Origin of the sequence: Pseudomonas sp. PA-6-3C, assembly GCF_021605825.1 — a bacterium.
In the GTDB taxonomy this organism is placed as follows: Bacteria; Pseudomonadota; Gammaproteobacteria; order Pseudomonadales; family Pseudomonadaceae; genus Aquipseudomonas; species Aquipseudomonas edaphica.
Window position 1 is genome coordinate 1 of sequence record NZ_WKDV01000085.1, and the last position, 6,637, is coordinate 6,637.

General features: G+C 61.6%; 5 protein-coding genes. 2 read left to right on the forward strand and 3 right to left on the reverse strand.

The genetic code is table 11. The features are described 5' to 3' along the window. Positions 1 to 224: 224 nt before the first annotated feature. Entirely contained in the window at positions 225 to 1,136 is a 912-nt protein-coding gene (locus GIW48_RS29450) for a LysR substrate-binding domain-containing protein (RefSeq protein WP_010171799.1), read from the reverse strand. Positions 1,137 to 1,386: 250 nt separating this feature from the next. Between GIW48_RS29450 and GIW48_RS29455 the strand changes: the two genes are divergently transcribed. After that, positions 1,387 to 2,802, forward strand: a complete 1,416-nt coding sequence (locus GIW48_RS29455; RefSeq protein WP_236462978.1) for a purine-cytosine permease family protein — start codon at positions 1,387 to 1,389, stop codon at positions 2,800 to 2,802. Between the two features lie 29 nt (positions 2,803 to 2,831). Here GIW48_RS29455 and GIW48_RS29460 read toward each other — a convergent pair whose 3' ends face one another. Together GIW48_RS29460 and GIW48_RS29465 are read right to left on the reverse strand one after the other, a co-directional pair. Continuing rightward, positions 2,832 to 4,364 (reverse strand): sensor domain-containing diguanylate cyclase, encoded by a 1,533-nt coding sequence (locus GIW48_RS29460; RefSeq protein WP_236462981.1) that lies wholly within the window; start codon positions 4,362 to 4,364, stop codon positions 2,832 to 2,834. A gap of 181 nt (positions 4,365 to 4,545) precedes the next feature. Next, complete coding sequence (locus GIW48_RS29465) at positions 4,546 to 5,439, reverse strand: LysR family transcriptional regulator (protein WP_017139663.1); 894 nt, start codon at positions 5,437 to 5,439, stop codon at positions 4,546 to 4,548. Positions 5,440 to 5,533: 94 nt separating this feature from the next. Between GIW48_RS29465 and GIW48_RS29470 the strand changes: the two genes are divergently transcribed. Beyond that, positions 5,534 to 6,637: MFS transporter (locus GIW48_RS29470; RefSeq protein ID WP_236490697.1), on the forward strand; the 1,104-nt coding region annotated here is incomplete at its 3' end.

Genomic DNA, 6,637 nt, shown 5'->3' on the forward strand with positions numbered 1-6,637 from the left:
ATGGCGGTGTATCAGATGGCCCATTCTCAGCTGGCCCACCGCTATCGCAGGCAAGCCAGCTCCCACATTTTTTGCCCTGTGTTCCAGTCCAGGCACCGCACAACCTGTGGGAGCCGGGCTTGCCCGCGATGGCGGTGTATCAGGTGGCACATTTGCGGCTGGCCCACCGCTATCGCAGGCAAGCCAGCTCCCACAGGTGATTTTCAGTGTTTATCAGAAGGTATTCAGCCAAGGAGTCTTGCGAGTTCTTCGCGGCAGTAATCCACAAACAGCTGCACCGGTTTGGTCAACGGTGCCCGTCGCAACCAGACGGCGGATAATCCTGAACCGGTGACCGTTTCCGCCAACGGCACACACACCACTTTCTGCCCGTCGTAGGTGTACTCGGTAAACGGCTTGGTCACCAGAATCGAAAAGCCAAACCCGCGCCCTACCATGCCGCGCACCATCTCGATGGACGGCGAGCTGAACACGATATTCGGCGTTAACCCGCGTTCTTCAAAGATGCTCACGAAGTAGGTCCGGCTCGGCAGCACATCGAGCAAAATCATCGGTTCCAGCACCAGGTCCGCCAGCGACACCTTGGCCTGCTGCGCAAAGCGGTGATCGGCCGGCAACAACGCATAGGGCTGCTGCGGCGGCATCAATGGCGTGGTTTCGATGGTGCCGCCCAGGTCGTGCTCAAACAGCATCGCCACATCGATACTGCCGGCAGTCAGCGCCTGCACCAGCTCTTGCTGCTCGCCGTCGCGAATGCGGATTTCCACCCCAGGCCACAGCGCCTTGAACCCCGCGATCAAGCGCGGCAAATACAACGGTGCCACCGTCTCAAAGCAGCCGATATCGATCTGCCCCGCCACCACATCATTGTCGGCCAGGGCGTTTTGCTCGAACTCATGGGCTACCCGTAGCAACTCCAGCGCCTTGCGATAAAAGCGCGCGCCGCTGGGGGTGAGTGAAACGCCCTGGGCGTGATGACGGATAAACAGCTGCACACCAAAGCTGTCCTCCAGCTGCTTGATCGCGGTCGACACCGAGGGCTGGGCGATATACAGCTTGCGCGATGCCTCGGCAACGCTGCCGCACTCGGCCGTGGTGACAAAATATCTGAGCTGGCGCAGGTTATAGGCAGCCATCGGGACCTCCAGAAACGTGGGGCTTCGCCCCAAACAAGTGCGTAAAAATCGGCTTTTTCACACTGATTCAAGACCATGCAACATACCGGAGCAAAAATTCCGGTGAGCTATATTTTTTAAGGTCTATAGCAACAAACTTACTAATTTACCTCCCTGCGCCCATTGCAGATGATCACTCCAACAACAAAGCGCCGCCCACGCTGCGCACAGCGAAGTACGTCAACGTACTCACCTTGCCTTGGAGTTCGTCATGGTCACCACTGCAACATCCTCCGCCCCGCTTATCGAAAAACACACGATCGGATACGTGCCCCCCGAAGACCGCCATGGAAAGGTAAGAGACCTGTTCACCCTGTGGTTCGGCGGCAACATCGCGCCGTTGCCGATCGTGACCGGCGCGCTGGGCGTGCAATTATTCCACTTGAACCTGGTGTGGGGCATCGTCGCCATCCTGGTTGGCCACCTGGTCGGCGGCGTGCTGATGGCTCTGCACTCGGCCCAAGGCCCGCAAATGGGCATCCCGCAAATGATCCAGAGCCGCGCGCAGTTCGGCTCCTTGGGTGCCCTGCTGGTGGTGGTGATCGCCGGCGTCATGTACATCGGCTTTTTCGCCTCCAACATCGTGCTGGCGGGTAAATCCCTGCACGGCGTGGTCGACAGCGTGCCCGTGCCCGTCGGCATCGTGATCGGCGCCATTGGTTCCGGCATCATCGGCATCATCGGTTACCGCTTTATCCACGTGCTCAACCGCATCGGCACCTGGGTGCTCGGCGCCGGCATCGTGCTGGGTTTTGGCTACATCTTCACCCATGTGCAGACCACCGACTTCCTGACCCGTGGCAGTTTCAACATCTCCGGCTGGCTGGCCACCGTATCCCTGGCGGCGTTGTGGCAGATTGCTTTTGCGCCCTACGTGTCCGACTACTCGCGCTACCTGCCGGCCGACGTACCGGTGGCATCGACCTTCTGGACCACCTACCTGGGCTCCGCCCTCGGCTCCAGCCTGGCCTTTATCTTCGGCGCCGTCGCCGTGCTTGCCACCCCGCTGGGCATGGACACCATGGACGCAGTAAAACTCGCCACCGGCGCCATCGGCCCGTTGATGCTGGTGCTGTTCTTGCTCAGCGTGATCAGCCACAACGCCCTCAATTTGTATGGTGCGGTGTTGTCGATCATTACCCTGATCCAGACCTTCGCCTACCGCTGGATCCCCACCGCCAAAAGCCGCGCAGTGATCTCCACCCTGGTGCTGGCCGCGTGCGCCATTGCTGCCGTGTTCGCCTCCAAAGACTTCATCGGCCACTTCGTCGACATGGTGCTGGTGCTGCTGGTGGTGCTGGTGCCGTGGACGGCGATCAACCTGATCGACTTCTACGCGATTCACAAAGGCAAATACGACATTGCCTCGATCTTTCGCGTGGATGGCGGGATTTATGGCAAGTACAACCCACAGGCGCTGCTGGCCTATGCGATCGGGATTGCAGTGCAGATTCCGTTTATGAACACGCCGCTGTATGTAGGGCCGATTTCCGAGCACATCAATGGCGCGGATTTGTCCTGGGTGGTGGGCCTGGTGGTGACGTCACCGCTGTACTTCTGGTTGGCCAGTCGAGACAGTGCTTATAAGCGCCGGATGGACGGCGGGAAATTGGTGAGCGGGGTTTAAGCAAACCGACTGAAGCGGGCTGGCCCCGTTCAACTGGGGTTCAATGGTGAACCCCAGTCACCAGCCCCCGTCACACACTGGTTACGACCCGCCGCCTTGGCGCTGTACAACGCCTGATCCGCCACCTCCACCAACCCTTGCAAGTCCTCCAACTGAACCCCGGTGGCCGTCGCAATGCCGATGCTTGCCGTCAGCCGCCCGAACGGGCTGGTGCTGTGCACGATGTTCTCTTGCTTCAACCGGTCGAGAATAAGCTGGGCCACCACGGCGGCGCCGTCAGCGTCGGTGTCCGGCATGATGATGCCCATCTCCTCGCCGCCATACCGCGCCACCAGGTCTAACGGCCGCCTTACGCACGCCTCGAAGATTCTGCCCACCGTCTGCAGGCATGCGTCCCCTGCCACATGCCCGTAAGCGTCGTTAAAGCGCTTGAAATAGTCGATATCGATCATCAGCAATGCCAGCGTCGTGCCCTCACGCTTGGCGCGCAGCGCCTCCCTGGCGAGGCTCTCATCAAAGCAGCGCCGGTTTGCCAAACCCGTCAGCGCATCCTTCATCGCCAGCAACTCAAGCTGCCCGTTGGAGGTGAGCAACTGCCGCTGGGTTTCACGCAACTGATCTTCAGCCTCGGTGCGCCGACGGATATCCAGGATCAAAAACCAGCCGATAAGACCGGTAAGCCCCAGCAGCCCCGCCACTACCACCGCCGACAAGAGCGCCTCGGTGCGCCACGCGGCGAGGGCTTCGTGCTTGCCGATTGCCACCGTGGTGATCAGCGGCAGCCGGTCGCTCTGGCGAAAGGCGTAGAGCCGCTCCACGCCGTCCAGGCTGGAGGTAAATGAGGCGGTACCGACTGACTGATCAACCAGGTACTTCACATAGATGGGCGACTTGGAAAAGTTGCGCCCCATGTCCTGCTCGCGAAACGGATAGCGAGCCAGCAACGTACCGTCTGTATGGGACAAGCCAATCGCGCCGTCCTGCCCGACATCGATCTTGCCAAACAAGCGCAGGAAGTTTTCGATGCCTAAGGTCACCGCCACCACACCGGCAAAACCTCCCTGCGCATCATTGAAACGCCGGCTGATGGTCATCACCCATTCCTGATTCGACCGGCTGATAATCGGCGGGCCGATAAAGATCTCGTGGGAAGGATCGTCACGGTGATGAATGAAATAGGCACGGTCTGTGCTGTTGGCGCCCGCAGGAATCGGCCGGTTGGAGGACATCAACCAGTGCCCCTGTTTATCGTAGATCGTGACACCACTGAGCTGTGGCATCAGCGGCTGCTGGCGGTTGATCAATGTACTTAGCCGCTGAATCTGCACCGGGCCGCTGCCTTCGGTTTCCAGACGCTCGACCAGCCCGAGCAACAGCAGCGCACTTTGGCGCACGATGCCTTCGGAATAAGTCGACAGCGCCTGGGTAAGGTTCAGGCCATGGACGTCCACCTCCTGCAGGGCGCGATCTCGAGAGGCAAACACCTTCCAGACCGTCAATGACCCCAGGGAGCAACCGATAACGGCCAGCAAAAGCACAACCAGGTGGGTATCACGCTTCACATTGCTACCTTTGGAACCTACGGTTTTCCGTAACAGCGGACAGTGGACCTGGGCACCGGCGGCAGCCATTCGCCCTTATTCGCGGGCAAGGATACAAGCAGTTACAAGCCTTCGCAGCAACAGATTATGTGGACGAGAATGGTTCATATTGCCGCGCCTCACGGTGCCCGCAAGCCGGCGCTTACAGCTGATGATGCTCGAGCAAAAAGTCCACAAACAAGCGCACCCGCGCCGGCATCGCCGCGCCGCCGACGAACACCGCGTGAATCGGCTCAACGTCGCCGGGGTTCCAGGCTTGCAGCAGCGGTATCAACTCGCCGCGCCGCAGGTCTTCGCTGACGGTGAACTCACCGATACGCGCAATACCGGCGCCCACACGCGCAAGCTGTGCCAGCGCCTCACCACTGCTGCATTCGATGTTGCCGCTCACCTTCAAGGAATACGCTTGGCCGTCGCGCATAAACGGCCAGTTGGGTTCGGCACGCCGGAAGTTGAAGCGCAGGCAATTGTGCCGCAGCAGGTCTTCGGGTTGCTGCGGGGTGCCGTGGCGCTGCAGGTACTCGGGCGAGGCCACCACCACCTGGCCGGTTTCGCCGAGCCTGCGCGCGGTCAGCGGGCTGTCGGGCAAATGGCCAAAGCGTATCGCCACATCGGCCTGGCCGCCAAGAATGTCGACCACCTCGTCGCCCAGGGTCAGGTCGACCACGATGTTCGGGTAGCGCGCACTGAAGGCGGCCACCAAGGGCACGATCGTCATGCGCCCATGGCCCAGGGCGGCGCTGACCCGCAACCGACCCCTCGGCACGCCCTGGTCGGCAATCGCCTCTTCCACCTCGTCCATGTCGGCCAGGATACGCCGCGCACCGCGCAGGAACGCCTCGCCCTCGGCGGTAAAGGTGATCGCGCGGGTGGTGCGCAACAGCAGCCGAGTGCCAAGGCGTTGTTCGGCACGCGCGATAATCCGGCTGACCGCCGACGGCGTAAGCCCCAACGCACGCGCCGCCGCCGACAGGCTGCCCTCCTGCGCCACGCTGGCGAATACCAACATCTCACCTGACCTGCCGTTGAAGTCCATTTGTGCCCCTTACGCAAAGGTGATTGCCAAAAACGCCATCTACCGCCTTCAATCGCTGGATCGTAGCATTGGCGGCATAGATAAGGAGCCTTCCATGCGTATCAATCCACCCCTCGTTGCACTCGCCATGGGTGCCTTTGGCATCGGCGTCACCGAGTTCGCCCCCATGGGCATGTTACCGGGCATCGCCGCCGACCTCGGCGTCTCGATTCCCGCCGCCGGCCTGTTGGTCAGTGCATACGCCATGGGCGTGCTGCTCGGCGCGCCACTGATGACCCTGACCACCGGCAAGATCCCCAGGCGCTACCTGCTGATCGGGCTGATGGCGATTTTCACCCTGGGCAACCTGATGTCCGCCCTGGCCACCGACTATTACAGCCTGATGATCGCCAGGATCGTGACCTCACTGAACCACGGCGCATTCTTTGGCGTGGGCTCTGTGGTCGCCGCCAGCGTGGTCGCCCCGGAGAAACGCGCCGGCGCGGTGGCCGCGATGTTTATGGGCCTCACCCTCGCGACCATCGGCGGCGTGCCGCTGGCCGCCTGGTATGGCGAACTGTTCGGCTGGCGCACCGCCTTCTGGGGCATTACCGGCCTCGGCGTCATCGCCATGGCCGCGCTGTGGTTCGCCCTGCCCAACCTCAAGGCGCCGCCACACGTCAGCGTGATGGCCGAAATCCGCGTACTGGGGCGTGGCCCGGTGTTGGGCGCACTGGCCCTCACCGTCATCGGCTCGGGCGCCATGTTCACCGTGTTCACTTACATCGCGCCGATTCTCAGCAGCGAAACCCACGCCTCCACCGCCTACATCACCGCCATGCTCGTACTGTTCGGCGTAGGCCTGACCCTCGGCAACCTGTGGGGCGGCAAGGCGGCGGATCGCTCGATAGACCGCACCTTGATCGTGTCGCTGAGCGTGCTGATTGTGGTGTTGCTGGCGTTTACCGTGCTGATGCGCTGGCCGCTGCCGGCGGCTGTGGCCATCTTGATATGGGGTGTGGCCAGTTTTGCCCTGGTGCCGCCGTTGCAGATGCGGGTGATGGAGGCGGCAAAGGACGCGCCTAATCTGGCGTCGGCAGTGAATATTGGGGCGTTTAACTTTGGCAATGCGATTGGGGCGGCGTTGGGCGGTGTGGTGATTAATGCCGGGTGGGGCTATCCGGCGATTTCGTTGGCGGGTGCGGGGATGGCCGGGTTG